The organism is Vibrio sp. E150_018 (genome assembly GCF_053544035.1).
On the sequence record NZ_JBHGNY010000004.1, the window covers coordinates 137,959 to 164,506 of the forward strand.

A 26,548-nucleotide genomic window follows, 5' to 3' on the forward strand; every position below is an offset into this window, starting at 1 on the left:
GAGTGTTAAATAAGCCATTTAATGGTTTTATCGTTTTCTTCACACATTTATTCACAGAAATAGTGAATAAATGCCACAGCAACTCAATTTTTGTGTTGATAACTTATTATTTAAGCTAATTTGATTAAAAAGTGGATGTTAGGTAATAAAAAACGCGATATTGTGCTCTTGAAATTTGCCCCTTTTGTGGATATGTGAAAAAATCACTGGTAACAGAGATTTATATTAGAGGTTAGCCGTGATAGATGGCGATGGTTACCGCTTAAATGTGGGAATTGTAATATGTAACAACCATGGTCAGGTATTCTGGGCAAAACGATACGGGCAGCATTCTTGGCAATTTCCACAAGGTGGGATTGATGACGGTGAAACACCGGAACAAGCACTATTTCGTGAATTGTATGAAGAAGTTGGGCTAACAAAGAAAGATGTGAAAATCATTGGAGTCAGTCGTCATTGGTTAAAATATAAATTACCAAAACGTCTGGTGAGATGGGATTCCAAGCCTGTGTGTATTGGCCAAAAACAGAAATGGTTTTTACTACGGTTAGAGTGTGATGAATCAAACATCAATATGAACCGTGGACGAACCCCTGAATTCGATGGTTGGCGTTGGGTGAGTTTTTGGTATCCAGTCAGACAAGTGGTTTCTTTTAAAAGGGATGTATATCGACGAGCAATGAAAGAGTTTGCTTCGATTGCGATGCCTTTTCGAGATCCTAAAATGAAAGGTAAGAGAAAAGTGCGTCGATAAGTCTTTATCTGGTTAATAACTAGGTAAGACCTCATAAAGGTGAATGTGAATGCTTATTCAACTAAGGGACATCGTTGAACAAGTATCTAAAGCAGACGATCTTCGTCAAGCATTAGATATTTTGGTAAAGGATACTTGTAAAGCGATGCACACAGAGTGTTGCACCGTTTATTTAGCCAATAACGAGCAAAGTCGTTTGGAGCTAATGGCCACCCAAGGGCTAAAGTTTTCTGGCCAAACTATTCACATTCCTTTTGAAGAAGGTTTAGTAGGGCTGGTTCGTCGCAGCGCCGAACCTCTCAATCTATCTTATGCACAAAAACATCCCAATTTTAAATATTTCCCTGAGCTTGGGGAAAATGTTTATCAATCTTTCCTCGGAACTCCGATCATTCACCGCCGCCAGATATTAGGCGTGTTAGTGATTCAGCAACGATCACCAAGATCATTTAGTGAAGTAGAAGAATCGTTCCTCGTGACACTTGCCGCTCAGTTGGCGGTCATTCTTGCTCATTCTCAAGCCCAAGGTCAATGGCAACTCAATGACCATCAAGTCCATTCCTATAAAGGCATAGCAGCTTCGTCTGGCATTGCAATTGGTCAAATTTGGTGGGATGACACTCATCCAGATCTTTCCCAAATTGCTCCAGCTTCTTGTTTAGATATTAATCAAGATCAAGAGTGGCTGGCGCTTGCGATTGAAAGTGCGATTGCGGATTTTCGCCGGATGCGTAAGCGTTTTGATAGTGAATTAAATAAAGATACTTTAGCAATCTTTGAGCTATTTGTTCACTTATTGCATGATCCTATGCTGCGTGCCGATTTGAATAAACAGATAGAGAAAGGCGATCGAGCGGATTGGGCGTTAAGACAAGTCGTCGAGCTTTATGCTGAGCGTTTTGCCAGCATGAGTGACTCTTATTTACGAGAACGATCCAACGACATTAAAGAGCTTGGACAGAGATTACTGTATTTCTTACACAATAGTGAAGTTCGAACTCCTAGTTTTAAAAATCCGGTTATTTTGGTGGTTAGGGAACTGACTGCTTCAATATTGGCTGCGATTCCTAAAGATAAGCTGCTTGCGGTTATTTCATTGGAAGGTGCCGCGAATTCACATGCGGCCATTTTATCTCGTGCACTTGGTATTCCTGCCATCATGGGCGCGCAACTTAAACCAGAATCGATATCGGGTAAATTCGGTATCGTAGATGGTTATAGTGGTGATATCTTTGTTGAACCTGCTGCCCAATTACTTACCGAATATCAATCGTTAGCTAATGAAGAAGAAGAACTTTCAGATTTAGTTGCTCAGGAATTATCGGAACCCGCCGCTACCCAAGATGGCAAGCGAGTAGAATTGATGCTCAATGCCGGCCTTAGTGCCGATACCAATATTGCGGTTAACCAAGGCGTTGATGGGGTTGGTTTGTATCGTACGGAAATTTCGTTTTTATTGCATAATCGCTTTCCTTCCGAAGAAGAACAAACCCAACAATACCGCACGATTTTAGCGACTTATCCGGATAAACGCGTGGTAATGCGAACCTTAGATATCGGTGGTGATAAAGCATTACCTTACTTCCCAATTGAAGAAGATAACCCTTTTCTAGGGTGGCGTGGCATCCGTTTTACTTTAGATCATCCAGATATCTTTTTAATTCAACTACGCTCAATGTTAAAAGCCAGTACCGGGCTAGGTAATTTAAATATTATGTTACCTATGGTGTCGGGATGCCAAGAGATTGATGAATCTCTGATCTTGATAGAGCGTGCTTATCAAGATGTGTCGCAGGTCGATCCTAATATTCAGCGGCCACAAATCGGTATTATGCTCGAAGTACCTTCAATGCTGTATTTATTACCGTTAGTGGCGCATAAAGTGGATTTTGTATCAGTTGGTACTAACGATTTAACTCAATATCTACTGGCGGTTGATCGAAATAACTCTCGGGTGTCGGATGTGTACGAACATGTTCATCCTTCAGTAGTAATGGCACTTAAACATATTTATGATATGTGTCAACAATATAAACTGCCAGTGTGTATTTGTGGTGAGTTAGCAGGGGATCCAATAGGTGCCTTGCTGCTTATTGGTATGGGATATCGCTCATTGAGTATGAACACATCCAATGTTGCCCGAATCAAATATATTCTACGTAAATCTGACTCTACAGAATTGCAGCAGCTCCTTAATACTGCGATGAAGCAAGCCTACGGTACTGATATCTATAACCTAGTATTTCAATATCTAGAACAGAAAGGTTTGGCTGGCTTTATTCGTGCTGGTAAGAAATAAGAGTTTTTACTACGTAATTTCTGAGCCGCTAATTAATTTGATTGGTATTACTGTATCTGTGTAGGCTTTACTTTATTATACTCGCCAATAAATTATCTTTTTATGTTTGATGGCACTAAAGCTGTAACTCTTGGTCAGATAGTATCTACCTTCTATTATTTTTTTACTTTAAAGCAGAGAGACTTTTATGAGTCAGGGATTTTTAGTCTTCCCACAGATTGATCCGATCATTTTCTCTATCGGGCCAATTGGTGTGCGTTGGTATGGATTGATGTATTTACTAGGGTTCGCTTTTGCAATGTACGTTGCTAACAAGCGGGCTGATAAACCAGGCAGTGGTTGGACGCGTGAGCAAGTTTCTGATCTACTCTTTGCAGGCTTCCTTGGGGTAGTACTTGGTGGCCGCATTGGCTATGTGCTGTTTTATGGCTTTGACTACTGGATGGAAGATCCATTGTATCTGTTTAAAGTCTGGACGGGGGGGATGTCATTCCACGGTGGCTTGCTCGGTGTGATCACTGCCATGCTATGGTATGCACGTAAAAACCAACGTACTTTCTTTGGTGTGGCAGACTTTATTGCGCCATTAGTTCCGTTTGGTCTAGGTGCTGGTCGTATCGGTAACTTTATTAATGGTGAGCTATGGGGACGCGTGACTGACGTGCCATGGGCGATGATTTTCCCAACTGGTGGCCCATATCCACGTCACCCATCTCAATTGTATGAATTTTTACTTGAAGGGGTCGTGCTCTTCTTTATCTTAAATTGGTTCATTCGTAAACCTAGACCTGCTGGTGCGGTGTCGGGGCTATTTTTGATTGGCTATGGAGTATTCCGCTTCTCAGTGGAATTTGTTCGTCAGCCAGATGCACAGCTTGGTTTATTTGATAACTTTATTTCGATGGGGCAAATTCTATCCACACCTATGATTATTATTGGTGCCTTGATTATGATTTGGTCATATAAAACTCAGAAACCGCCTGTATATTCAAATGAAAAAGCCAGCAAACCAACTAAAGGGAAGTAAGTTGTGAAACAATATTTAGAACTTTGCCAGCGTATTATTGATGAAGGGCAATGGGTTGAAAATGAGCGTACAGGTAAACGCTGCTTGACGATTATTAATGCCGATCTAACTTATGATGTTGGTAACAATCAATTTCCTTTAGTGACCACACGTAAGAGCTTTTGGAAATCGGCAGTTGCTGAGTTGCTGGGTTATATTCGTGGTTATGATAATGCGGAAGATTTCCGTAAGTTGGGCACCAAAACATGGGATGCTAATGCTAACTTAAACCAAGCTTGGCTCGAGAATCCTTACCGTAAAGGCGAAGATGATATGGGCCGTGTTTATGGTGTTCAAGGGAGAAGCTGGACAAAACCGGATGGTGGGCACATCGATCAATTACGTAAAATTGTCGATGATTTAATCCGTGGTGTCGATGACCGAGGTGAGATTTTAAACTTCTATAACCCTGGTGAGTTTCATATGGGATGTTTACGCCCTTGTATGTACAGCCACCACTTTTCCCTACTTGGTGATACGCTATATTTAAACAGTACTCAACGTTCATGTGATGTACCGCTAGGCCTTAATTTCAATATGGTTCAAGTGTACGTGTTCTTAGCGATTATGGCGCAAATTACCGGTAAAAAAGCTGGCGTTGCGTATCATAAGATCGTTAATGGTCATATTTATGAAGACCAACTCGCACCAATGCGTGATATTCAATTGAAGCGTACGCCGTTTGACGCGCCTAAATTCCATATTAACCCTAAGATTAAAACGTTAGAAGATTTAGAAACTTGGGTAACGCTGGATGATTTTGAGGTGACAGATTATCAATGTCACGATGCGATTAAGTATCCATTTTCAGTGTAGAGTGTCCGATAGGTAAGCATAATCGACTATCAGCCCTTATTTGGTCACATGTGCCTAATAAGGGCTTTTTAATAGTTCGGTAAAAGCATATTATGAGTCAATTAATTATGGTTTTTCCGAGGCAATAAATGTCACATTTGAATTATAACCATCTGTATTACTTTTGGATGGTCTGCAAACAAGGCTCAGTAGCAAAAGCGGCTGAAGCTTTGTTTCTAACACCTCAAACGGTGACTGGACAAATTAAAGCATTTGAAGAGCGTATGAATGGCAAGTTGATGAAGCGTAGTGGTCGTAGTGTGGAGCCTACCGAGCTTGGTCAATTGGTCTTTAAGTATGCCGATAAAATGTTTGGTCTCAGCTACGAAATGCTGGATATCGTTAATTACTCTCAGCAAGAAAATGTATTGTTTGATGTTGGGGTAGCGGATGCATTATCGAAAAGGCTTGTCAGTAAGATTCTGTTAAATACCGTGCCGGAAGATAACAGTATTCACCTACGCTGTTTTGAGTCGACTCATGAATTACTATTAGAGCAACTCTCTCAACATAAGTTAGATATGATTTTATCGGATTGCCCTGTCGATTCGAGTCAAAGCCCTGGGTTGTATAGTAAGAAGCTAGGGGAATGCAAAATGAACTTTTATTCTTCTCAGCCGATTGAAAATAATGATTTTCAATCGGCATTGTCTCAAAGAAAATTACTGATTCCAGGAAGAAGAACTTCAATGGGACGTAATCTCATGCATTGGTTTGAAAGATTAGGGATTACCCCTAATATTTTAGGCGAATTTGATGATTCAGCATTAATGAAGGCCTTTGCTCGTTATCACACTGATGCCATTTTTCTTGCTCCTAACTTATACTTATCAGAAGTTGAAGATGAGTTTTCTCTGCATTTGATTGCAGAAGTCGAAGATTTGAAAGAAGAATATTATGTTATTTTTGCAGAAAGGATGATCCAACATCCTTCTGTAAAGAATTTATGTGATGCGGATTTTAGTCGGTTATTTCAACCACTCCGAGATCATTCCCCTTATTCAATAGTGAGATAATAAGATGGATTTTAAAGAGATGGAAAGTAATCTTTCTCAAGCAGTGGTTCTTCTTAAAGCCATGGCCAATGAAAATCGATTACAGATATTATGTATTTTGCATCAAAATGAATTATCAGTTGGGCAGTTGTGTGAAAAGTTACCTCTAAGTCAATCGGCATTGTCTCAGCATTTGGCGTGGCTACGCCGAGATGGACTGGTGATTACTCGTAAAGAGTCACAAACTGTATACTACTCATTGCAAAGTGATGAAGTAAAAGCTTTGATTAAGCAGTTGCATCATTTGTATTGCGATAAATAATCACTCCGAGAGCCGAGAGCCGAGAGCCGAGAGCCGAGAGCCGAGAGCCGAGATACTAGAAATGCAGATATAAAAAAACCGACCCTAAGGTCGGTTTTTAGCAATTAAACAACTTTAAAATTAAAGTGCTTTGATCGCTGCAGCAAAACGAGACTTGTGACGAGCAGCTTTATTCTTATGAATAAGGCCTTTAGTCGCCATGCGGTCTAGTAATGGTGTAACTTCAACTAGTGCAGCAGTTGCAGCTTCTTTATCGCCAGCTTCAATAGCCGCGATAGTTTTTTTCATGTAAGTGCGCATCATAGAACGACGGCTAGCATTGTGCTGGCGACGTTTCTCAGCTTGGATAGCGCGCTTCTTAGCAGATTTACTGTTTGCCAAGGGTCTAACTCCCAAAAAACTTTAGTTCGGTGACAATTTAAGGGCGAGGACTATGCCTTTTCCCTTAAAATATGTCAACAGATTTGTGCAAAAACCAATCTTTACCAAACAAAAATTTTGGTGAAGTATGGCTATCGCGGTTAAGATGGCGTGGATTCTATCAGCATTTGAATACCAATGCTATACCCAAGTAACTTCAGGGTGCAAGTTTCAGCAAGAATAAAACAAGCTTTAGGCAAGGCAAATTAAATATGATCATAGTTATTCTATCTCTGTTCAATTTAACGCAGCATAAAGCTTGTTTTAACTTGCCCTTCGGGAGCTTCATCCACATCTTTATACTGCGTCAGATTGGTTTGAAAGGTGCCTACACTCCTTCGCCAATCTTCCTTGCCTAAAGGTCTGGATGATAGCTCTGAATTCTGCATCTTGAAGTCACTTGGGGATATAATTATCTCATTACAAAGTCACTTATTGATGGCAAATTTATGCTCAAATAGCGATAAATTGGCCACTGAGGGCTTATTGTCGTTTATGACTATTTTTTATCGAGGCACGCGTGAGTCGAAAACTATTACGATCTGGGCTAATTGTTAGCGCCATGACATTTGTTTCTAGGGTATTAGGCCTGGTACGTGATGTTGTTGTTGCTAATTTAATGGGAGCTGGTGCGGCTGCCGATGTATTCTTTTTTGCCAATCGAATTCCTAACTTTTTGCGTCGTTTATTTGCCGAGGGCGCATTTTCTCAAGCTTTCGTTCCTGTATTGACTGAATATCACGCGTCTGGCGATATGGATAAAACTCGTCAACTTATCGCTAAAGTTTCAGGGACACTTGGGGTGCTTGTAACTATTGTGACACTACTAGGTGTACTTGGTTCTGGTGTGGTCACTGCCGTTTTTGGTGCTGGTTGGTTTATGGATTGGCTGAATGATGGCCCGAAAGCTGACAAGTTTGTCCTGGCTAGCTTCTTATTGAAGATCACTTTTCCTTATTTGTGGTTTGTCACTTTTGTTGCTTTATCTGGTGCAATTTTAAATACCTTAGGTAAGTTTGCGGTTTCATCATTTACTCCGGTGTTTTTAAACATAATGATGATTTTAGCCGCGTTATATATTTCCCCCAATCTCGATCAGCCTGAAGTGGGTCTCGCTATTGGGGTATTCTTAGGCGGCTTGGCGCAGTTTTTGTTCCAAATTCCATTTTTATTAAAGCAAAAAGTGATCGTCCGTCCGCAATGGGGTTGGAATGATCCCGGTGTGAAAAAAATCCGCACTCTAATGATTCCTGCATTGTTTGGGGTATCGGTTAGTCAAATTAACTTATTGTTTGATTCTGCAGTGGCCAGTTTTCTTGCGACAGGTTCAATCAGTTATCTTTATTATTCGGATCGCCTATTGGAATTTCCGTTAGGTTTGTTTGGTATCGCAATTGCAACGGTTATCTTGCCGGCCTTATCACGTAAGCATGTCGATGCTGAAAATGATGGATTCTCCAAGACAATGGATTGGGGCGTTCGCATGGTGCTGCTGCTCGGTGTGCCTGCGATGTGTGGATTAATTGTGCTTGCTAAGCCAATGCTGATGGTGCTGTTTATGCGTGGCGAGTTTTCTGCTGCGGATGTACAAAATGCTTCTTTGTCGTTGTTTGCTTATGCCACTGGCTTACTGAACTTTATGTTAATCAAAGTATTAGCACCGGGTTACTACTCAAGACAAGACACGAAAACTCCAGTTCGTTATGGCATCATAGCGATGTTGACTAATATTGTGTTCAATGCGATTTTTGCTTACTTCTTTGGTTATGTAGGTTTAGCACTGGCAACATCGCTTTCAGCCTTAGTTAATATGGGGTTATTATATCGCGGTCTACATATTGCCAATGTGTATCGACTATCAAAAGAAACGATTGTTTTTGCTATGAAAATTGCTCTAGCTGGTGGTTTGATGGTGGCCGTAATTGATTGGCAGATGGCTGATTTTGCTACTTGGCTAACTTGGTCTATTTCTGTGCGTGCAATGTGGCTAGCGGGTTTGATTGGTTTAGGTGCCGCGGTTTATCTGGTTTCTGCAACGTTATTTGGTATTCGCCTGAAACACTTGAAGGCCGATTAATTGGCAACAACAAAGGTGCGTGATGCTCGCATATTAAGGGCATTACGTATATAATTCGTCGGTTTAACGCGAAGCAAAAATTTGGTAAATAAAAACCGTATGGAATTGATTCGAGGCATTCACAATATTCAAGCGCATCATTCAGGATGTGTGCTCAGCATTGGTAATTTTGATGGCGTTCATTTAGGACATCAGAAAGTATTAAAGCAACTTTGTGAACACGCTGAGACTTTAGATCTACCCTCGATTGTGATGACATTTGAGCCTCAGCCCATGGAGTTTTTTGCGAAGCAAGCTGCGCCAGCAAGGCTCACTCGATTGCGAGATAAGTTTGCCCAATTATCTAAATGTAAAATTGATCGCTTATTGTGTGTTAATTTTAATCAAAAGTTTGCCAGTTTAAGCCCTGAAGATTTTATTAGTGAGTTGCTAGTTAAGAAACTTGGGGTTAAGTTTTTAGTGGTTGGTGATGATTTTTGTTTTGGAAAGAATCGCCAAGGTACTTTTTCTGACTTGCAAAAAGCAGCGGATAAATATGGCTTCCAAGTGGTCAATACACAAAGCTTTTGTATGCCAGAACGTATTGCTCAACAAGCTGACTCTTCAGTGAGAGTCAGTAGTACTGCGATTCGCCAAGCATTAGCGAGTGATGATTTGGCGTCAGCCGCGGCTATGCTAGGTCGTGACTACAGTATTAATGGTCGTGTATCACATGGCCGTAAGTTAGGCCGAACCATTGATTTTCCAACGGCGAACATCCCATTAAAGCGTAATGTGTCACCAGTGTCTGGTGTCTATGTGGTGAAAGTGATCGGAGCCGATGGCAATGCGGTGATCGGTGGTGTTGCTAATGTCGGTAACAGGCCAACCGTTAATGGTGTACGTCAACAACTTGAAGTGCACTTGTTTGACTTCAAAAGTAATCTATACGGTAAGCAACTAGAAGTAGTTCTACTACATAAAATTCGTGATGAACAAAAATTTGATTCATTTGAATTATTGAAACAACAAATAGTATTAGATGCTCAAGTGGCAAGGGTGTGGTTACTTGAGCACAACATATTTTCAGAGATGGCTGAATAAGCGCTACATCTCCAAGAAAATCCTTATTTAATATCGCCCAATGTAACGGAATTAAGAATCGATGACTGACTATAAAGATACTCTGAATCTACCTGAAACGGGGTTTCCAATGCGCGGAAATCTGGCTAATCGTGAGCCAGAAATGCTTAAGCGTTGGTACAAAGAAGATCTTTACGGCGCAATCCGTGCTGCAAAGAAAGGTAAAAAATCCTTCGTATTACACGATGGCCCTCCATACGCCAACGGTGATATTCATATTGGTCACGCGTTAAACAAGATTCTTAAAGATATTATTATTAAGTCAAAAACACTTTCTGGCTTTGATGCTCCATACGTTCCTGGTTGGGACTGTCACGGTCTTCCAATTGAACTTATGGTTGAGAAGAAAAAAGGCAAGCCGGGGCAAAAAATCTCGGCGGCTGAATTCCGTGAAGAATGCCGTAAATATGCGGCGGGCCAAGTAGAAGGTCAAAAAGAAAGCTTTAAGCGTTTGGGTATCATGGGCGAGTGGGACAAACCGTACCGCACTATGGATTTTAATACAGAAGCGAACATTATTCGTGCTTTAGGTAAAATTGCAGACCAAGGTCATTTACTGAAAGGTTTCAAACCGGTTCACTGGTGTACTGACTGTGGTTCAGCTCTAGCTGAAGCGGAAGTAGAATATAAAGATAAAGTATCGCCTTCTATCGATGTGCGTTTTAAAGCTGCTGACCAAGCTGCGACCGTTGCTAAGTTTGATTGCAAAGAAGGTCATCAAGGTGAAGGTGATGTATCGATTGTTATTTGGACGACCACTCCTTGGACATTGCCTGCAAACCGCGCGGTATGTTTGCGTGACGATCTTGAATACGTATTGATTCAAGTTGAAGCTAATGGCGAACAAGCTGCTGAGCGTGTTATCGTGGCATCAGATCTAGCGAAATCTGTGATGGATCGCGCAGGTATCGAGCATTTTCATAACTTAGGTTTTGCCAGTGGTAAAGATCTTGAATTAACGCAATTCTCTCACCCATTCTACGACTTCAGTGTTCCTGCTATCTTGGGCGATCACGTTACAACGGATTCTGGTACTGGTGTGGTTCACACTGCTCCTGGCCACGGCCAAGAAGACTTCGTAGTCGGTAAACAATATGATTTAGAAGTGGCTAACCCAGTGGGTTCTAACGGCGTTTACTTACCTGATACCGAGCTATTTGCGGGTCAACACGTCTTTAAAGCGAACGATTCGGTACTTGAAGTATTGAAAGAAAAAGGTGCACTTTTACATCACCATGCTTATGAGCACAGCTACCCACATTGTTGGCGTCATAAGACTCCAATCATCTTCCGTGCAACACCACAATGGTTTGTATCGATGGATCAAGCGGGTCTACGTGCCAAAGCATTAGGTGCTATTAAAAATGTGGAGTGGATGCCGGAGTGGGGTCAAAGCCGCATCGAAGGTATGATCGAAGGTCGCCCTGAGTGGTGTATCTCTCGTCAACGTACTTGGGGCGTGCCAATCGCTTTATTCGTACATAAAGAAACCGCTGAACTGCACCCTAACTCTCTTGAGCTTATCGAGAAAGTCGCGAAGCTAGTAGAAGAAAAAGGCATTCAAGCTTGGTGGGATGTAGATGCCGCTGAACTAATGAGCGAAGAAGATTCCGCTAACTACGAGAAGGTTCTTGATACGTTAGATGTATGGTTTGATTCTGGTGTGACCCACTACGCCGTTGTAGATAATCGTGATGAATTCAATGGTCATAGTGCGGATTTATACCTTGAAGGTTCAGATCAACACCGTGGTTGGTTCCAATCATCATTGATCACTTCGATCGCAATGAAAGATGAAGCACCTTATAAGCAAGTACTAACACACGGTTTCGTTGTTGATGGTAAAGGCCGTAAGATGTCGAAATCTATCGGCAACGTGGTTGCACCAAAAGATGTCACTAACAAGCTGGGTGCTGACATTTTACGTCTATGGGTCGCTTCAACTGACTACACGGGTGAAGTAGCGGTTTCTGATGAAATCCTAAAACGTAGTGCCGATGCGTATCGTCGTATTCGTAACACTGCACGTTTCTTCCTTGCGAACCTAAACGGTTTCAACCCAGCAACGGATATGGTCGCGCCAGAAGATATGGTGGCATTGGATCGTTGGGCGGTCGCGCGTGCACAAGCCGCACAAACTGAGATCGTCAAAGCGTATGAACAGTATAATACTCATGGCGTAACACAGCGGTTAATGCAGTTCTGTTCAATTGAAATGGGTTCATTCTACTTAGATGTGATTAAAGACCGTCAGTACACCGCGAAACAAGGTAGTCATGCACAACGTAGTTGCCAAACTGCACTTTACTACATCGTAGAAGCACTGGTTCGTTGGATGGCGCCTATCATGTCATTCACTGCCGATGAAATCTGGAACGAAATGCCAACTAAACTACCAAATGGTGAAGCTCGCGATCAGTTTGTGTTTACGGGTGAATGGTTCGATGGTTTATTCGGTCTAATTGAAGGCGAAGAGCTAAATAACGAATTTTGGACGCAAATCCAAACGGTTCGTGCTTCAGTGAACAAATTGCTTGAAGCGGCTCGTAACGACAAAACGATTGGTGGTTCATTACAAGCGGAAGTGACTCTGTACGCAGATGACGCCTTAGCTGCAACCATCAATAAGCTTGAAGATGAATTACGCTTTGTATTATTAACCTCTAAAGCACAAGTGAAGCCACTAAGCGAGAAAACTGACGCAGCTAAAGAAACCGAAGTAGAAGGTTTATTGGTAGAAGTGGCTGCTTCAGAAGCTGAGAAGTGTGACCGTTGTTGGCACCATGTGGCCGATGTTGGCACCATTGCTGGTCATGAAACCATTTGTGGCCGTTGTGTGACTAACGTTGATGGCGACGGCGAAGTCCGCAAGTTCGCGTAATGAGTAAGCTTATCAAACAAACAGGGCTTCGCTGGCTATGGCTGGCGGCTCTGGTGTTTTGCTTAGACATTGGCATTAAGTTAATTGTTATGGATAACATGGGATATGGTTGGTCAAACCGTATTGAAGTGTTGCCGTTTTTTAATCTACTTTATGTTCATAACCTAGGTGCAGCATTTAGCTTCTTAAGTGATCAAGAAGGTTGGCAACGTTGGTTGTTCTCAGGCATCGCATTTGTGGTGAGTGGCATGTTGATGTGGTGGATGCGTAAGCTACCTGCTACTGAGCGTTGGAACAATGTTGCTTATGCTTTAGTGATTGGCGGTGCTCTCGGCAATGTATTTGACAGAATTGTGCATGGCTTTGTTGTCGATTATCTCGATTTCTTCTGGGGTAATTATCACTGGCCAGCCTTTAACTTGGCGGATTCAGCCATTTGTATCGGTGCCGTTATGATTGTGCTTGATGGTTTTCGCTCTAAAAAAGAGCAACCAGACGCCTAATTCGTTACTCAAGCCTCAGTTTAAAAGCGCCATTGGTTTTCCAGTGGCGCTTTTTTATATAATTTAGTTCCTAGTTCCTAGTTCCTAGTTCCTAGGCGAAATTTCAATGACTACAAGGATTTAATGTGTCGATAATTACAGAAGATAGTACGGTTACTTTGCATTTTACCATTAAGCTGAAAGATGGCTCGGTAGCCGATAGTACTCATAATATGGGAAAAGCGGCTAAATTTACGATGGGTGATGGTAGTTTAAGCCCTAACTTTGAAACTTGCCTTATCGGTTTAACGAGCGGTGAAAGCAAAGCGATAAAGCTTGAAGCCAAAGATGCTTTTGGTGAGCCGAACCCAGATTTTATTCAATATATGGATAAAAATCGCTTTAATGGTCAAGAGTTAGAGGTCGGCACTATCATGGCGTTTAATGGCCGAGATGGCATGGAAATTCCGGGCATTATTTCCGAAGTTACAGGTGAATCGGTAAAGGTTGACTTTAATCATCCACTTGTCGGCCAAGACGTGGTTTTTGACGTAGAAATTTTAGCAGTAGAATAGCTGACATTTAGGGATAATAGTTGCCTGTAAAAACGTTATCGGTAGAATAGCGCCATTCCTTGCCGCTTAAGTGATCAAAGATATGACCCAAGACATGAAAATTTTGTTAGCCAATCCACGTGGCTTCTGTGCTGGTGTAGACCGTGCGATCAGTATTGTTGAACGTGCATTAGAAATGTATCAGCCGCCAATTTATGTTCGTCATGAAGTGGTGCACAATCGTTTCGTGGTTGAAGGTTTAAAACAGCGTGGCGCAGTGTTTGTTGAAGAATTGTCTGAAGTGCCTGATGACAATATTGTTATTTTCTCAGCACATGGTGTTTCTCAAGCGGTTCGCCAAGAAGCAAAAGATCGCCAGTTAACAGTTTTTGATGCAACTTGTCCTTTAGTAACGAAAGTTCATATGGAAGTGGCTCGCGCGAGTCGCCGTAATATGGAAGTCGTATTGATCGGTCATGCTGGACACCCAGAAGTCGAAGGCACTATGGGGCAATACGCCAGCGAAACGGGTGGTATGTACCTAGTAGAGCGTCCAGAAGATGTCGCTAAACTAGTAGTAAAAGATCCTACTCACTTACATTACGTTAGCCAAACGACACTTTCGGTTGATGAAACCTCTGATGTGATTGATGCGCTCCGTAAAACCTTCCCAGAAATTCAAGGGCCGCGTAAAGATGACATTTGTTACGCCACTCAAAACCGTCAAGACGCAGTCCGTATTTTGGCTGGTAGTGTTGATGTGATGGTCGTCGTAGGCTCGAAAAACTCGTCAAACTCAACACGCCTGAAAGAGCTATCGGAAAAACTGGGCACGCCTGGTTATCTCACCGATTGCCCTGAAGACATTAATCCAGCTTGGTTTGATGGTAAAACGAAAGTCGGCGTTACCGCAGGTGCATCGGCTCCTGAAGAACTCGTCCATCAAATCATCGAGCGCATTAAAGAACTTGGCGGACGTGATGTAGAAGAAGTACTAGGCCGCGAAGAAAATATGTTCTTTGAAGTGCCAAAAGAGCTGCAAATTAAGAATGTAGAGTAGCGGGGAGCGGTAAAGACGTTTCTCGTTGCTCGGAAGAGATAGTTCGAGACAAAATCAAATAAGGTCGCTAGATGAAAGCCTAGCGGCCTTTTTGTTTTTTAGGTTATTCTATTTTGAAAAATTGTCATCACTGAATAGTGAGGGACGAACGCAGTTCACGATCTCCCTTATTATCTTGAGACTCAAAATTCACCGCACATTATTAGAGCGTCATTCCAGCCGAGCCTAAGCGAGAGCAGGAATCTACTTATCACGCGCTGAATATTTGAAATATATTTAGGCAGATACCATTATGTAACAAGCGATCACAAATAACGCCCTCTCTTAACCAATGAAAAATACTTGGCATCAGATTTACAGCTAAGGGAGGGTTGATGTGAGTAGTTTATTTGTACCCCAAAGTATTTTGCTTAACCAACCCTATCCCCGCTTCCCCTTATATCGACTTCTGCTGCCAAGTGGCTTCATCTATCAAGGGGAAGAGCTAGTCTTTGTCGCTTGCAGTTGCAATATCTACCCAAGATTCACCACACATTATTAGAGCGTCATTCCAGCCGAGCCTAAGCGAGAGCAGGAATCTACTTATCACGCGCTGAATATTTACAGTGTTTTTTTACGCTAATACCATTAAACAACAAGCGATCACAAATAACTCCCTCCCTTTACCAACGAAAAATACTTGGCATCAAGATGTATAGCCAAGGGAGGGCGGGGAGGGTTGATGTGAGTGACTTATTTATGCCCCGAATTGAGTTAGCCAGTAACACTACAAGTTCTACAATGATTATCTTTTTCCATATATTTTCTCATGCTAAATGTTACTAATTCTGCATAGTTTGAAATTAGAACAATTGGATTTTTAGTTAGAAAAGCTAGGTATGTATGAACAATAGATCTAGTTTTCGCTTAGTTCTAGATACTGAGTAAATCCACAGCTCTTTACCATGAGTTAACCTTGGTGAACTATACGGATTGTTTCCGCATTTTATGTTGAATCAATATGAGGCGAATTCATATTTTATGAATTAATTTAGTTCTTTAGCTTGCTGTTTAAAAAAGTGACTGAGAAGATAGACGGAAATACTATACGGATTTTTTCCGTCTATTAAATTGTTATACGAGCAGGAGGCTAAATGGAACGCGGTATAATAATTACTCCAAATTATTCAATTTTGAATGATGGGCATGGATTACAAATGAATGGCTCTGTCGAGCCTATAAATCTCAGAAATTACCTTCTTTTTTGGGACAAGATAGATTATCCAACAAACAATATGATTCATATTGGTGGTGGTCAGGATGTTGACTTTCTCATTTAGGAAGGGATTGCTAAATCTACAACCGTACGATTTCGTGAATTACGAGGTGATCAAAATGGATTTTTACCACTAGCAACTCAAATGGCTGCTTACGAAGAAAACAATAAAGTTGAAAATGAAGAGTGGAGTATTGCCCAGCCAACGGATCAATTAATTGTTCCTCAGCAATATGCAAAAACACAAGGATGTTTAGAGTTTGAATTGTATAATGCTATCCAAATTCCAACCGGTGACGTCCCTCTTCCTGAAGTTATTGACTTTAAGAATAAAAGGTTGCCAGAGCTTTTAGCGTTACGTGATGCTATGGATTCAATTGTAGATACTGTAGTTACGAGCCAAGACATACCTAAACGAAAGAACAAAGCAATTAATAAACTTCATCGTGATTTAAATGATTTCAATCGCGTTATGAAAGAAACTGGCTTTAAAAGAGTTAAGCGTTCCTTAACAGCAATAGCCACAGACCCGTGGTTTGGTGTAAGTAATGCCATGATGCTAGGTAATGGTTATTTACCAGAAAATTATCAGCCATACATGCAAGGGATTAATGTGGCAGCTCTAGGGGCTTGTGCGCTGAAATTTAGCTATCGCGAATTGGGCGTTGGACGTAACATACCCGTTGAGTACAAACATTTTGCCTATCTTTCGAGTATCCAGAAAGAGCTCGTATAACAAACGACTATGGTGTCAATAATTAATTTTTAGCAAAATTTTCACCCCACATGGAGTCATCTCTTATCATCGAATTTAATATGACCACCATCTCTCTAGCTCAAATTATGTTTAAAAGCCAGATCCCGCATCTTCTTCGCCTAGGCTCATGTGCGGGATTACGGGGCCGGATCGATTCATTTTTGTCCCAAATGATACCTAATTAACTAAAAATCACTAACCGTAAGTGCCTTATCAACCATTCTTCATATACAAAAAAACCGACAGTCTTTCAACCATCAGCTTTCCTTTTTCGAGATCCGAGAAACGAAATGCGAAGCATCCGAGTCACCGATAGTAAAAAAACCGACAGTCTCTCAACTATCGGTTTTTATCTTTTCCGAGAAGCAACGCGCTCTAGTCACGAGCTTCCGAGTAACGCTTACACCGTCTTAGGTTTCGCGTTTAACTTATCTTCTTCAGCTTGGTCGAATTCTGGGTCGCCTTTGCCTTTCGATATTTTAATTACATAGCCGGTGATGAATAGCATCGCCACTACACCAATGATGGTTGAGATTTGCATGTCTAAACCAAAGCCTAGCGTGCTGCTGTTTAAGATAAAGGTAATACATACCGTCGTCATAAACATGGCAGGAATAGTCGTGATCCAGTGTAACTTGTTAAAGCGTAGTAGGTAAGCTGAAGCCGTCCATAACATCATTACTGCGGTCATTTGGTTAGCAAAACCGAAGTAGCGCCAGATGATGCCGAAGTCTACTTGAGTCAAAATGCCGCCGATAACAAATAATGGAAGTGCCATTAGTAAGCGGCTTTTTAGTGTTTTTTGTTCCATGTTGAAATATTCAGCAAGGATCAAACGGCTAGAACGGAAGGCGGTATCGCCAGAGGTGATAGGAAGAATTACCACACCTAGGAAAGCAATGACGCCACCGAATACGCCAAGTAAACCAAATGATGATGAGTAAACGACATTACCTGGGCCACCGTGTTTCACCGCTTCGCCTAGTGCATCCATTGAACCAAAGAATGACAACGCAACCGCACACCAGATTAGTGCGATAATACCTTCACCAATCATGGCACCAAAGAATACGAAACGACCGTTCTTTTCATTTTCCAAGCAACGAGCCATTAGAGGTGACTGAGTGGCATGGAAACCTGAAATCGCACCACAAGCAATGGTAATGAATAGGGCCGGCCATAGTGGTAGATCGTGTGGGTTCATATTGGTGAACATGTCGCTAAATTTATAGCCAGCAAGAATAGCTTGGTCACTTGAAAATGCGATTGCACTAATTAAGCCAACAGACATGAAAATTAACAAGAAGCCGAATAGAGGATAAAAACGACCAATGATTTTATCGATTGGAACGATAGTCGCTACAATATAATAAGCAAAGATAATCACAACCATAGTGCCCATTGAAACGGTCGCACTGGTTTGCTCGTTCACTAGGTTGCTGATCATGCCTGCTGGCGCGGAAACAAATACCACGCCGACTAATAGCAGTAAAATAATCGCAAACACATTCATGAAGTGTTTCGCACCTTTACCTAGATAGCGACCGGTAATCGATGGAACCGAAGCACCACCGTTACGGATAGAAAGCATACCAGAGAAATAATCGTGAACCGCACCAGCAAAGATGCAGCCTAAAACAATCCAAAGCATTGCCGCTGGGCCGTAAAGGGCACCCATGATTGGGCCGAAAATTGGGCCGACACCAGCAATGTTTAATAGTTGAACCAGGTAAACTTTCTTGTTCGACATTGGGACATAATCGACGCCATCTTGCTTAGAGTAAGCCGGAGTAGTACGGTTTTGATTAATGCCGAAAACTTTTTCAACGAAAGCTCCGTAAATAAAGTAACCAGCAATCAATGCGGCTACACAAAAAAGGAACATCATCATAATTATTGTCCTGTTCAATAAGAGGGGTGAGGAGTACGACATACATAATAATCCCAGCTTTAGTAACAAGCATTTAACCTTTTGATGAGTGGTCGCATATAAAATTGAACGGTCATTACACCTAATAAGTGGTTTTATTGTTAACTTATCGGTGCTTTTCTGATTTGTTTTAAATGTGACCTGTGTAATAGTTGTGATAAATATCAGTGTGATGAACAGAAGGAAATATCAATGAATCAAGCTCAAGTGAAGAAGTGGATGAAAAATATGAGTGTAGTAGCAGGTCTCCTTTTAGTGGTTGCTTGTACTAGCACAGCAGAAGATTATGCCGAAGCGGGTGATTGGAATGCGGTTGGTTATTCTGATGGCATTAAAGGTAAGCAGCACCGTACCGCGGGAGATTTTCAAGACTTTAGCAAAGTAAATATTAATGATTATGTCGATGGTTACTTAAAAGGCATCAATGAATACTGCAACCCTAATCATGCTTACCAAATCGGGTTAAGCGGCAATTACTATGAAGGCGTGTGTGAAGGAACCCCAGATTCACAAAAGTTTCGTATGGAATGGCAACGCGGTTGGAATGATAGTCAGATGAATAACTAATGTTATCGAATATTTGTGAATAGTTAATAATAGGTAGTATGTTTGATGCTCACTGAAGATCTAGGTTTAATGCTGGCCGCTGTTGGGGTAGTAGGGCTAGGGTGCCAATGGCTTGCATGGCGAATGAAGTTGCCAGCGATTTTATTTCTATTGATTGCCGGCTTTATTATTGGCCCGATTACGCATCTCTTTCAACCGAATGAAATGTTCGGCGATCTGCTTTTTCCTCTTATCTCCTTAGCCGTTGCGGTGATCTTATTTGAAGGGAGTTTGACGCTTAATCTCAAAGAGATCCGCGAAGTAAACCGAACCGTGATCAACATTGTCACTATCGGGGCGTTAATGACTTGGGCGATGACCAGTGTATTTACCTTCTATTTACTTGACTTTAGTTGGCCGTTGGCGTTGTTATTCGGTAGTTTGACTGTGGTGACGGGCCCAACAGTAGTGGTGCCACTCCTACGCACGGTAAGGCCAAAATCTAAGCTGGCTAACATATTGCGTTGGGAAGGGATTCTCATTGATCCAATTGGCGCGCTATTTATCGTGATCGTGTATGAGTTTATTGTTTCTAGTAGCAAGATGCACAGTTTGCATGTGTTCGGTTTGATCTTATTGATCGGCATCGTACTCGGCGGCTTAGCGGGAATGTTATTGGCGCAGATATTAAAACGCCGTTTATTACCTGAGTATTTGCAACCATTTGCCGTGTTAACCTTAGTACTCGGCGTATTTGCGGTTTCTAATGCTCTGGAGTCCGAGTCAGGCTTATTGTCGGTCACCGTGATGGGGATGTGGCTTGCGAATGCCAAAGGCGTCAATATTCAGAATATTCTGCATTTTAAAGAAAATCTAACCATCTTATTGATTTCTGGTTTATTTTTAATGCTTTCCGCTCGAATGGAGTTAGCAGACTTTGCCACTTTAGGTGTCGCTTCTGCGGTACTGTTTGCTGCAATACAATTGGTGTCACGCCCTATTGCGATTTTTATTGCCACTATTGGCAGCAGTCTTAATTTTAAAGAGAAATTCTTTATCGCTTGGGTGGCGCCACGAGGCATTGTTGCCGCATCTATTTCGTCACTATTTGCCATTAAGTTAGTTGATGCGGGGGTTGAAGGGGCGAGCTTGCTGGTTCCGTTAACCTTTATGGTGATTGTGGGAACCGTGGTACTGCAAAGTATTACTGCTAGGCCATTAGCCAATACACTGAGCTTATCTGAGCCTTCGCCGAGGGGCTTCTTGATTGTCGGGGCGAATGATGTCGGTCGAACCTTCGCGATTGCTTTACAAAAATATGGCTATCGAATCGTTATTACAGATTCTAATTGGGAGTACATCCGTAAAGCGCGTATGCAAGGGTTAGAAACCTACTACGGCAACCCAATTTCCAGTCATGCAGAGGAATATTTAGATTTAATCGGCATTGGTAATTTGATCGCGGTGACGCCAGATAAGCACTTTAATGTCGTGGTAGCAAAATATTTCATGACTGAATTTAGCGAGCGCCGAGTGTTTTTCTTAAATGGCAAAAGCAAAGAAAATCAGCACGAAAAGCATCGTCTTGTAGAAGAAAAGCATGGCAGAACTTTGCTAGGCGATGATGTGAGTTATAAAAAACTGGCGAGCCTGATTAACCAAGGTGCTGAAATCAAACACACTAAATTAACCGCTGAATTTAAGTGGCAAGATTATGTGATGAAATACGTCGATGGCCACCGTCTATCGTTGTTTACCGTTGATCCTAAAGGTAATATTCATATTCTTTCTAACGATAGTACTCATACGACGGAAGAAGGGTGGACCGTGGTGAGTTTGATAAAAGAATAGGTTCGAATCTCGTAGCTAGAGCACTTCGTTTCTCGTGGCTCGGAAATACTGTCGAGTCACGAATACCGAGAAACGTTTTTCGGAAAACATGGAAAGTTTTTCTCGTAACACTAAGCGAAGCGTTCACGCTACTCGTAACTACCATGCTCTTTCTAGCAGCGAAGCAAATCTAGGAACTCGTTACTAGGTACCTGTGTTTACACTATTCCCAACTCTTCTTTCAGTGGTTTTAAATAGCGACGGCTAATGGGAACTATTTGTCCACTTTGGGTAGTTACTTCGCCTAAACCGTTATCGAGTAGTTTGATCTCTTTGATTTTTTGTGTGTTGATCAAATACTGGCGATGGCAGCGTAATAACTCTGTTTTCTCTTCCAATGTTTTTAGTGTTAATTGGCTGGTGGCGGTTTGCTGGGCGGTTTGAATATGAACACCAGAAAGATCGCTAAATGCCGATTCGATCTCTTGTAATGAAATGATCATGATCCGGTTGTGGCCCATGCAAGGTACTTGTTGTAAGCGCTTTGGTGTCAGGGCTTCAATTTGGGCTTGAGTGTGTAATGCTTCTTTATTTTGTCCCGCTTTGAGCAAACGTTGAATGCTTTTCTCGAGTCGCTTAGGGTCGACCGGTTTTAGGAGGTAGTCAAAAGCATTATCTTCAAAAGCTTGAATGGCATATTGGTCAAATGCGGTGACAAAAATAACGTGCGGCATGGTGTCGGGATCAAGCATACCGAGTAATTCAATGCCGCTGACTTGCGGCATTTGAATATCAACGAAAACGGCTTCAGGTTTTAAGCTATAGATTTGCTTTAAGCCTTCAATAGCATTACTCGCTTGGGCAATCACTTCTACCTGACCGGTTTCTTGTAATAGTTCGGTGAGCTCTTCACGAGCAAATAGTTCATCATCAATGACAATTGCAGTTAACATTGGCTATCCTTTATTGACCAATTTTTTCGTAAGGGATTACAAAACTCATGCGAGTAAATTGATCTTTATGACAATGGGTTTGCAAGGCGGCAGTTGGACCAAAATGGTTGGTCAAACGCTTATCAACAATTTCCATTCCCAAGCCTTCATGAGTGGGTTGTGGTGGAATAAAACTACCTGCATTATCTTCCACTACGATTCGATAACCGAGTGAATTTTGTTGGCTTACAATGCGGATTTTACCACCTTCCAGTTTATTCGAAACACCGTGTTTAATCGCATTTTCCACTAAAGGTTGTAGGGTAAAACTCGGTAATGATTTTTCAAGCAATGCCTCATCAATATTAATTTCTACTTCCAAGCGATCGGTAAAACGGGCTTTTTCAATGGTGAGATAGGCGTTCACATGTGCTAGTTCTTCTTTAAAGGTAACGGTTTCTATGTTCTGTTTTAAGTTGCTTCTAAAGAAGTGAGAAAGGTGTTGAATCAGTTCTCGTGCTTTATTGGGATCGCGACGAATAATTGCACTGATAGTATTGAGCGCATTAAATAAAAAGTGCGGGTTTACTTGAGCTTGTAATAATTTAATTTCAGCCTGACTCAATAATGCTTGTTGACGCTTAAAATCGTTATACAGAATTTGGCTCGAGAGTAGTTGCGCAATCCCTTCTCCCATTGAACGGTTAATATTAGACAGCAGTTTACGTTTCGGTTCATAAAGTTTAATTGTTCCAATCACTTCTTTACCGACTCTTAATGGGATCACTAAAACAGAACCTAGTTTACAGCTTGATGATAGTGAGCACTGGTAAGGCGCTTCTCGTCCATCGAGGTACATCACTCTGTTTTGTTCCATCGCTTGAATGGTGCAATCAGAAGAGATCGGCGTATTCGGTTTATGGTGATCATCGCCAAGGCCGATAAAAGCTAAGATCTTATCTTTATCAGTAATAGCTACCGCACCTACATTGGTTTCCTCATAAATAATTCGAACAATTTTTTTTGCATTGGTTGAATTAAAGCCTGAACTCCAAATTCCGACACTGCGCTCAGCAATAGTTAATGCACGACGAGAAAAAGTGGCCGAGTATTTCTCATAGATGGTTTTTCGATCCTGCAAGATGCTGACAAACAGTGCTGCGCCCACACAATTAGCAATGATCATTGGTGCAGCAATATTGGACACAAGGGCATAAGCTTGATCAAATGGTTTGGCGACGGAGATGATGATCAGCATTTGGGCTGCTTCGGCAACAAAAGTAATCGACAATACAATGATCGGATTAAATAGTTGTTCAGTTTTGTCTTTTTTTACTAGATAAAGGTGTAGTAGTCCGCCAATTAACCCTTCTGCGGTGGTTGAAATAGCACAAGCTATATCGGTGAATCCACCTAAACTATAACGATGAATTCCACCAGTAAAGCCTACTGCAAAGCCAACAATTGGGCCGCCAAATAGTCCACCCATCACTGCGCCAATAGCTCGAGTATTGGCTATAGCATCATTGATATGTAAACCAAAGTAGGTTCCCATTATGCAAAATAATGAGAATAAAACATAGCAACTGAACTTATGAGATAAGCGAGAGGAAATGTTCAACATTGGTAAAAAGATCGGCGTTTTACTGAGCATGTAGGCTAACACTAGGTAGACGCACATTTGTTGAAGTAGAGAAAGTATTAAGTCCATAGTACCTTTATAGCTCATAGGCTAAAGTAAATGATATTGCCTTTATGTAAAATTAAAATTACATGTGTTTATTTTGCTTTACAGTTCTAGGTGTTGTAGTTTTCAGGATAGTGATGCTTGCAAAGTTAGTTAATACTGTTAATTTGGATTTATCAAGCACTGAGAGTTGACTCAGATATACGGTGTATTAAATTTTTTACAGGTGACATTATGTACAAAAGCGAATTAAGCAATATCAATATCAGCGATGAACAAGTCATTATCACGCCGAATGAATTAAAAAACAAAATTCCATTAAGCGAGAATGCTCGTCAGTTTATCCAATCATCACGTCAAACTATTTCTAACATTATACATAAGAAAGATCACCGTTTGCTTGTTGTTTGTGGTCCGTGTTCAATTCATGACATCGATGCAGCTAAAGAATACGCAAAACGTCTTAAAGCATTATCAGCTCAACTGGATGATCAAATTTACCTAGTGATGCGTGTTTACTTTGAAAAGCCACGTACTACTGTTGGTTGGAAAGGTCTGATTAACGATCCGCATTTGGATAATTCATTCGATATTGAACAAGGCCTGCATATTGCTCGTCAGCTATTGGTTGATTTAGCCGAAATGGAAATTCCATTAGCGACAGAAGCGCTGGATCCAATCAGTCCTCAATACCTTGGCGATACATTTAGCTGGGCTGCAATAGGCGCGCGTACTACCGAGTCTCAAACTCACCGTGAAATGGCCAGTGGCTTATCGGTTCCGGTTGGTTTTAAAAATGGCACCGATGGCAGTTTAAGTACGGCCATTAATGCGATGCAAGCCGCTTCTTCTAGCCACCGTTTTATGGGCATTGATAGTGATGGTCAAGTCGCACTTCTGACAACCCAAGGTAATGGTAATGGTCATGTGATTCTACGTGGCGGCAAGCAAACCAACTACGATTCAGTGTCGGTGAATGAGTGTGAACAAGAGATGGCGAAACATGGGTTAGATGCCGCACTGATGGTTGATTGTAGTCATGCCAACTCACGTAAAGATTATCGTCGTCAGCCATTAGTGGCAGAAGATGTGATTCATCAAATTCGCGAAGGCAATAAGTCGATTATTGGTCTAATGATTGAAAGCCATATTAATGAAGGCAATCAAGGTTCTGATATTCCATTGTCTGAAATGCAATACGGGGTATCGATTACCGATGCTTGTATTAGTTGGGAGACTACCGAAACCTTGTTACGTCATGCACATAAAGAATTAGTTCCGTTTTTACAAAAGCGCTTAAAAGGGTAGAGTAGAGGGTTCAAAAGGAATTAAGTGCTATCCCCTGCGTACTTGAAGCTGCAGCATTGTTAACGGTGTCATTGGCCCCAATCTATAGGTAACCTATGGGATATGGACCTCATTCACTTGTCGTCTCACTGCAACTTCAGTTACTTTGGGTATTATGAAGTTAGGAAAAATAAATGGCCGTTGAATTAAATGAATTAAGAGACCAAATTGACGCTGTGGACAAACAAATCGTTGATCTTCTGGCTCAACGTTTGTCTTTGGTAGAAAAGGTCGGTGAAGTAAAAAGCAAACATGGTTTACCGATTTACGCACCGGATCGTGAAGCAGCGATGTTGGCTTCTCGTCGTGAAGAAGCGGAAAAACGTGGCGTTCCACCGCAACTTATTGAAGATATTCTGCGCCGCACCATGCGTGAGTCTTACGCCAGTGAAAAAGATTCTGGCTTTAAGTGCCTCAACCCAGAATTGCGATCTATTGTGATTGTGGGTGGTAATGGTCAGCTCGGCGGCTTATTTAAGCGTATGTTTGAGCTTTCTGGCTATCAGGTGAAAATCTTAGGTAGTCAAGATTGGGAGAATGCAGAAGAAATCGTTAAAGATGCAGGAATGGTCGTAGTTAGCGTGCCAATTCACCTAACTGATTCGGTAATAAAAAAACTTCCGGCATTACCAAGCGACTGCATTCTATGTGATTTAACTTCGATTAAAGCCGAACCACTCTCGGCAATGCTCGAAGCGCATGCTGGTCCAGTGGTTGGTTTACACCCGATGTTTGGCCCAGATATTCCAAGCATGGCAAAACAGGTAATTATTTGTAGTGAGGGGCGCCAACCGGAAGCTTATCAATGGTTGCTCAATCAATTTGAAATTTGGGGGGCGAGTATTTGTGAGATTGATGCTGAAGAGCATGATGACGGCATGACTTTAATTCAAGCGCTGCGTCACTTCACGTCATTTGCTTATGGCTCGCACCTATCTAAAGAGAACCCAAATCTTGATACTTTAGTGCAGCTAAGTTCTCCTATTTATCGTTTAGAGTTAGCGATGGTCGGTCGTCTGTTTGCGCAGGATCCTGATTTGTACGGCGATATTATTATGTCGTCACAACGCAATATCGATATGATCAAACGCTTCCATCAACGTTTTGGCGAAGCCATTGAGATTTTAGATCATCGTAATAAAGCTGAATTTGTGAAGCAGTTTAATTCGGTATCAGAATGGTATGGATACTACTCTCAGCAATTTATGCGTGAAAGCCAAAACTTGTTAAAACAAGCGAATGATGCCATGCATCGCGGCAAGTAATTATCCCCGTTGTACCTGAGCTGCCACTTGTTGCCGACGTTTATTTACTTGTCGCCTCACTGTTATTCAATTACTTTGGGTATGAATTTCTTGAGCCTTCTCTTATCGATAG

Annotated in this window: 22 protein-coding genes; 18 read left to right on the forward strand and 4 right to left on the reverse strand. The window is 41.6% G+C overall.

Features of this window, described 5'->3' with window-relative positions:
* Positions 1-238 precede the first annotated feature (238 nt).
* From rppH to ACE3G9_RS07010, 6 genes are all read left to right on the forward strand, one after another.
* On the forward strand, positions 239-754 hold the full coding sequence (gene rppH / locus ACE3G9_RS06985) for an RNA pyrophosphohydrolase (RefSeq protein ID WP_417880175.1): 516 nt from the start codon (positions 239-241) through the stop codon (positions 752-754).
* Positions 755-803: 49 nt separating this feature from the next.
* Entirely contained in the window at positions 804-3,053 is a 2,250-nt protein-coding gene (ptsP, locus tag ACE3G9_RS06990) for a phosphoenolpyruvate--protein phosphotransferase (RefSeq protein WP_417880174.1), read from the forward strand.
* A gap of 187 nt (positions 3,054-3,240) precedes the next feature.
* Entirely contained in the window at positions 3,241-4,080 is an 840-nt protein-coding gene (gene lgt, locus ACE3G9_RS06995) for a prolipoprotein diacylglyceryl transferase (RefSeq protein ID WP_449218775.1), read from the forward strand.
* 3 nt (positions 4,081-4,083) lie between these two features.
* Entirely contained in the window at positions 4,084-4,935 is an 852-nt protein-coding gene (locus tag ACE3G9_RS07000) for a thymidylate synthase (protein ID WP_449218776.1), read from the forward strand.
* A 128-nt stretch (positions 4,936-5,063) separates the two neighbouring features.
* On the forward strand, positions 5,064-5,990 hold the full coding sequence (nhaR, locus tag ACE3G9_RS07005; protein ID WP_449218777.1) for a transcriptional activator NhaR: 927 nt from the start codon (positions 5,064-5,066) through the stop codon (positions 5,988-5,990).
* Positions 5,991-5,994: 4 nt separating this feature from the next.
* Positions 5,995-6,291 carry an ArsR/SmtB family transcription factor gene (locus ACE3G9_RS07010; protein ID WP_449218778.1) on the forward strand — a complete coding sequence of 99 codons (297 nt, stop codon included), beginning with the start codon at positions 5,995-5,997 and terminating at the stop codon, positions 6,289-6,291.
* Between the two features lie 120 nt (positions 6,292-6,411).
* On the opposite strand, the gene rpsT is transcribed toward ACE3G9_RS07010, so the two are convergent.
* Complete coding sequence (gene rpsT / locus ACE3G9_RS07015; RefSeq protein ID WP_089124807.1) at positions 6,412-6,672, reverse strand: 30S ribosomal protein S20; 261 nt, start codon at positions 6,670-6,672, stop codon at positions 6,412-6,414.
* Positions 6,673-7,231: 559 nt separating this feature from the next.
* Here rpsT and murJ point away from each other — a divergent pair.
* From murJ to ACE3G9_RS07055, 8 genes are all read left to right on the forward strand, one after another.
* Positions 7,232-8,788 carry a murein biosynthesis integral membrane protein MurJ gene (gene murJ, locus ACE3G9_RS07020; RefSeq protein WP_417880169.1) on the forward strand — a complete coding sequence of 519 codons (1,557 nt, stop codon included), beginning with the start codon at positions 7,232-7,234 and terminating at the stop codon, positions 8,786-8,788.
* 99 nt (positions 8,789-8,887) lie between these two features.
* Positions 8,888-9,871, forward strand: a complete 984-nt coding sequence (ribF, locus tag ACE3G9_RS07025; RefSeq protein WP_417880168.1) for a bifunctional riboflavin kinase/FAD synthetase — start codon at positions 8,888-8,890, stop codon at positions 9,869-9,871.
* 61 nt (positions 9,872-9,932) lie between these two features.
* Positions 9,933-12,791: an isoleucine--tRNA ligase gene (gene ileS, locus ACE3G9_RS07030; RefSeq protein ID WP_449218779.1), complete on the forward strand. Its 2,859-nt coding sequence runs from the start codon at positions 9,933-9,935 to the stop codon at positions 12,789-12,791.
* Complete coding sequence (lspA, locus tag ACE3G9_RS07035; RefSeq protein ID WP_417880166.1) at positions 12,791-13,294, forward strand: signal peptidase II; 504 nt, start codon at positions 12,791-12,793, stop codon at positions 13,292-13,294. The genes ileS and lspA overlap by 1 nt, the downstream gene beginning before the upstream one ends.
* A gap of 125 nt (positions 13,295-13,419) precedes the next feature.
* The gene (fkpB, locus tag ACE3G9_RS07040; RefSeq protein WP_449218780.1) at positions 13,420-13,848 is read left to right on the forward strand and encodes an FKBP-type peptidyl-prolyl cis-trans isomerase; all 429 of its coding nucleotides are present in this window, start codon (positions 13,420-13,422) and stop codon (positions 13,846-13,848) included.
* Between the two features lie 82 nt (positions 13,849-13,930).
* Positions 13,931-14,887 carry a 4-hydroxy-3-methylbut-2-enyl diphosphate reductase gene (ispH, locus tag ACE3G9_RS07045; protein ID WP_449218781.1) on the forward strand — a complete coding sequence of 319 codons (957 nt, stop codon included), beginning with the start codon at positions 13,931-13,933 and terminating at the stop codon, positions 14,885-14,887.
* Positions 14,888-16,020: 1,133 nt separating this feature from the next.
* Positions 16,021-16,206, forward strand: a complete 186-nt coding sequence (locus ACE3G9_RS07050) for a hypothetical protein (RefSeq protein ID WP_449218782.1) — start codon at positions 16,021-16,023, stop codon at positions 16,204-16,206.
* A gap of 81 nt (positions 16,207-16,287) precedes the next feature.
* Complete coding sequence (locus tag ACE3G9_RS07055; RefSeq protein ID WP_449218783.1) at positions 16,288-16,878, forward strand: DUF6236 family protein; 591 nt, start codon at positions 16,288-16,290, stop codon at positions 16,876-16,878.
* A gap of 421 nt (positions 16,879-17,299) precedes the next feature.
* Here the strand turns inward: ACE3G9_RS07055 and ACE3G9_RS07060 are convergent, their stop codons facing one another.
* Positions 17,300-18,790: a carbon starvation CstA family protein gene (locus ACE3G9_RS07060; protein WP_449218784.1), complete on the reverse strand. Its 1,491-nt coding sequence runs from the start codon at positions 18,788-18,790 to the stop codon at positions 17,300-17,302.
* A 258-nt stretch (positions 18,791-19,048) separates the two neighbouring features.
* On the opposite strand from ACE3G9_RS07060, the gene ACE3G9_RS07065 reads away from it, so the two are divergent.
* Both ACE3G9_RS07065 and ACE3G9_RS07070 read left to right on the forward strand, forming a co-directional pair.
* Complete coding sequence (locus ACE3G9_RS07065) at positions 19,049-19,396, forward strand: DUF2799 domain-containing protein (protein ID WP_449218794.1); 348 nt, start codon at positions 19,049-19,051, stop codon at positions 19,394-19,396.
* A 45-nt stretch (positions 19,397-19,441) separates the two neighbouring features.
* A complete protein-coding gene (locus tag ACE3G9_RS07070) occupies positions 19,442-21,226 on the forward strand; it encodes a cation:proton antiporter (protein ID WP_417880160.1) in 1,785 nt (594 codons plus the stop codon).
* 197 nt (positions 21,227-21,423) lie between these two features.
* On the opposite strand, the gene btsR is transcribed toward ACE3G9_RS07070, so the two are convergent.
* Together btsR and ACE3G9_RS07080 are read right to left on the reverse strand one after the other, a co-directional pair.
* Complete coding sequence (gene btsR / locus ACE3G9_RS07075; protein ID WP_449218785.1) at positions 21,424-22,158, reverse strand: two-component system response regulator BtsR; 735 nt, start codon at positions 22,156-22,158, stop codon at positions 21,424-21,426.
* 10 nt (positions 22,159-22,168) lie between these two features.
* The gene (locus ACE3G9_RS07080) at positions 22,169-23,848 is read right to left on the reverse strand and encodes a LytS/YhcK type 5TM receptor domain-containing protein (protein ID WP_417880158.1); all 1,680 of its coding nucleotides are present in this window, start codon (positions 23,846-23,848) and stop codon (positions 22,169-22,171) included.
* A 210-nt stretch (positions 23,849-24,058) separates the two neighbouring features.
* On the opposite strand from ACE3G9_RS07080, the gene ACE3G9_RS07085 reads away from it, so the two are divergent.
* Both ACE3G9_RS07085 and tyrA read left to right on the forward strand, forming a co-directional pair.
* Positions 24,059-25,132 carry a 3-deoxy-7-phosphoheptulonate synthase gene (locus tag ACE3G9_RS07085; RefSeq protein WP_417880157.1) on the forward strand — a complete coding sequence of 358 codons (1,074 nt, stop codon included), beginning with the start codon at positions 24,059-24,061 and terminating at the stop codon, positions 25,130-25,132.
* A 173-nt stretch (positions 25,133-25,305) separates the two neighbouring features.
* Positions 25,306-26,436, forward strand: a complete 1,131-nt coding sequence (gene tyrA, locus ACE3G9_RS07090; RefSeq protein WP_417880156.1) for a bifunctional chorismate mutase/prephenate dehydrogenase — start codon at positions 25,306-25,308, stop codon at positions 26,434-26,436.
* The last annotated feature ends 112 nt before the right edge of the window (positions 26,437-26,548 follow it).

Excerpts from the sequence above, each read along its gene's own strand:
- tyrA (WP_417880156.1), top strand. The coding sequence starts at position 25,306 with ATGGCCGTTGAATTAAATGAATTAAGAGACCAAATTGACGCTGTGGAC.
- nhaR (WP_449218777.1), top strand. The coding sequence starts at position 5,064 with ATGTCACATTTGAATTATAACCATCTGTATTACTTTTGGATGGTCTGC.
- ACE3G9_RS07080 (WP_417880158.1), bottom strand. The coding sequence starts at position 23,848 with ATGGACTTAATACTTTCTCTACTTCAACAAATGTGCGTCTACCTAGTG.
- ACE3G9_RS07055 (WP_449218783.1), top strand. The coding sequence starts at position 16,288 with ATGGCTGCTTACGAAGAAAACAATAAAGTTGAAAATGAAGAGTGGAGT.
- lgt (WP_449218775.1), top strand. The coding sequence starts at position 3,241 with ATGAGTCAGGGATTTTTAGTCTTCCCACAGATTGATCCGATCATTTTC.
- ACE3G9_RS07065 (WP_449218794.1), top strand. The coding sequence starts at position 19,049 with ATGAAAAATATGAGTGTAGTAGCAGGTCTCCTTTTAGTGGTTGCTTGT.
- ileS (WP_449218779.1), top strand. The coding sequence starts at position 9,933 with ATGACTGACTATAAAGATACTCTGAATCTACCTGAAACGGGGTTTCCA.
- ptsP (WP_417880174.1), top strand. The coding sequence starts at position 804 with ATGCTTATTCAACTAAGGGACATCGTTGAACAAGTATCTAAAGCAGAC.
- lspA (WP_417880166.1), top strand. The coding sequence starts at position 12,791 with ATGAGTAAGCTTATCAAACAAACAGGGCTTCGCTGGCTATGGCTGGCG.
- ACE3G9_RS07085 (WP_417880157.1), top strand. The coding sequence starts at position 24,059 with ATGTACAAAAGCGAATTAAGCAATATCAATATCAGCGATGAACAAGTC.
- ACE3G9_RS07010 (WP_449218778.1), top strand. The coding sequence starts at position 5,995 with ATGGATTTTAAAGAGATGGAAAGTAATCTTTCTCAAGCAGTGGTTCTT.
- ispH (WP_449218781.1), top strand. The coding sequence starts at position 13,931 with ATGACCCAAGACATGAAAATTTTGTTAGCCAATCCACGTGGCTTCTGT.
- btsR (WP_449218785.1), bottom strand. The coding sequence starts at position 22,158 with ATGTTAACTGCAATTGTCATTGATGATGAACTATTTGCTCGTGAAGAG.
- ACE3G9_RS07070 (WP_417880160.1), top strand. The coding sequence starts at position 19,442 with ATGCTCACTGAAGATCTAGGTTTAATGCTGGCCGCTGTTGGGGTAGTA.
- ribF (WP_417880168.1), top strand. The coding sequence starts at position 8,888 with ATGGAATTGATTCGAGGCATTCACAATATTCAAGCGCATCATTCAGGA.
- ACE3G9_RS07050 (WP_449218782.1), top strand. The coding sequence starts at position 16,021 with ATGGAACGCGGTATAATAATTACTCCAAATTATTCAATTTTGAATGAT.
- ACE3G9_RS07060 (WP_449218784.1), bottom strand. The coding sequence starts at position 18,790 with ATGATGATGTTCCTTTTTTGTGTAGCCGCATTGATTGCTGGTTACTTT.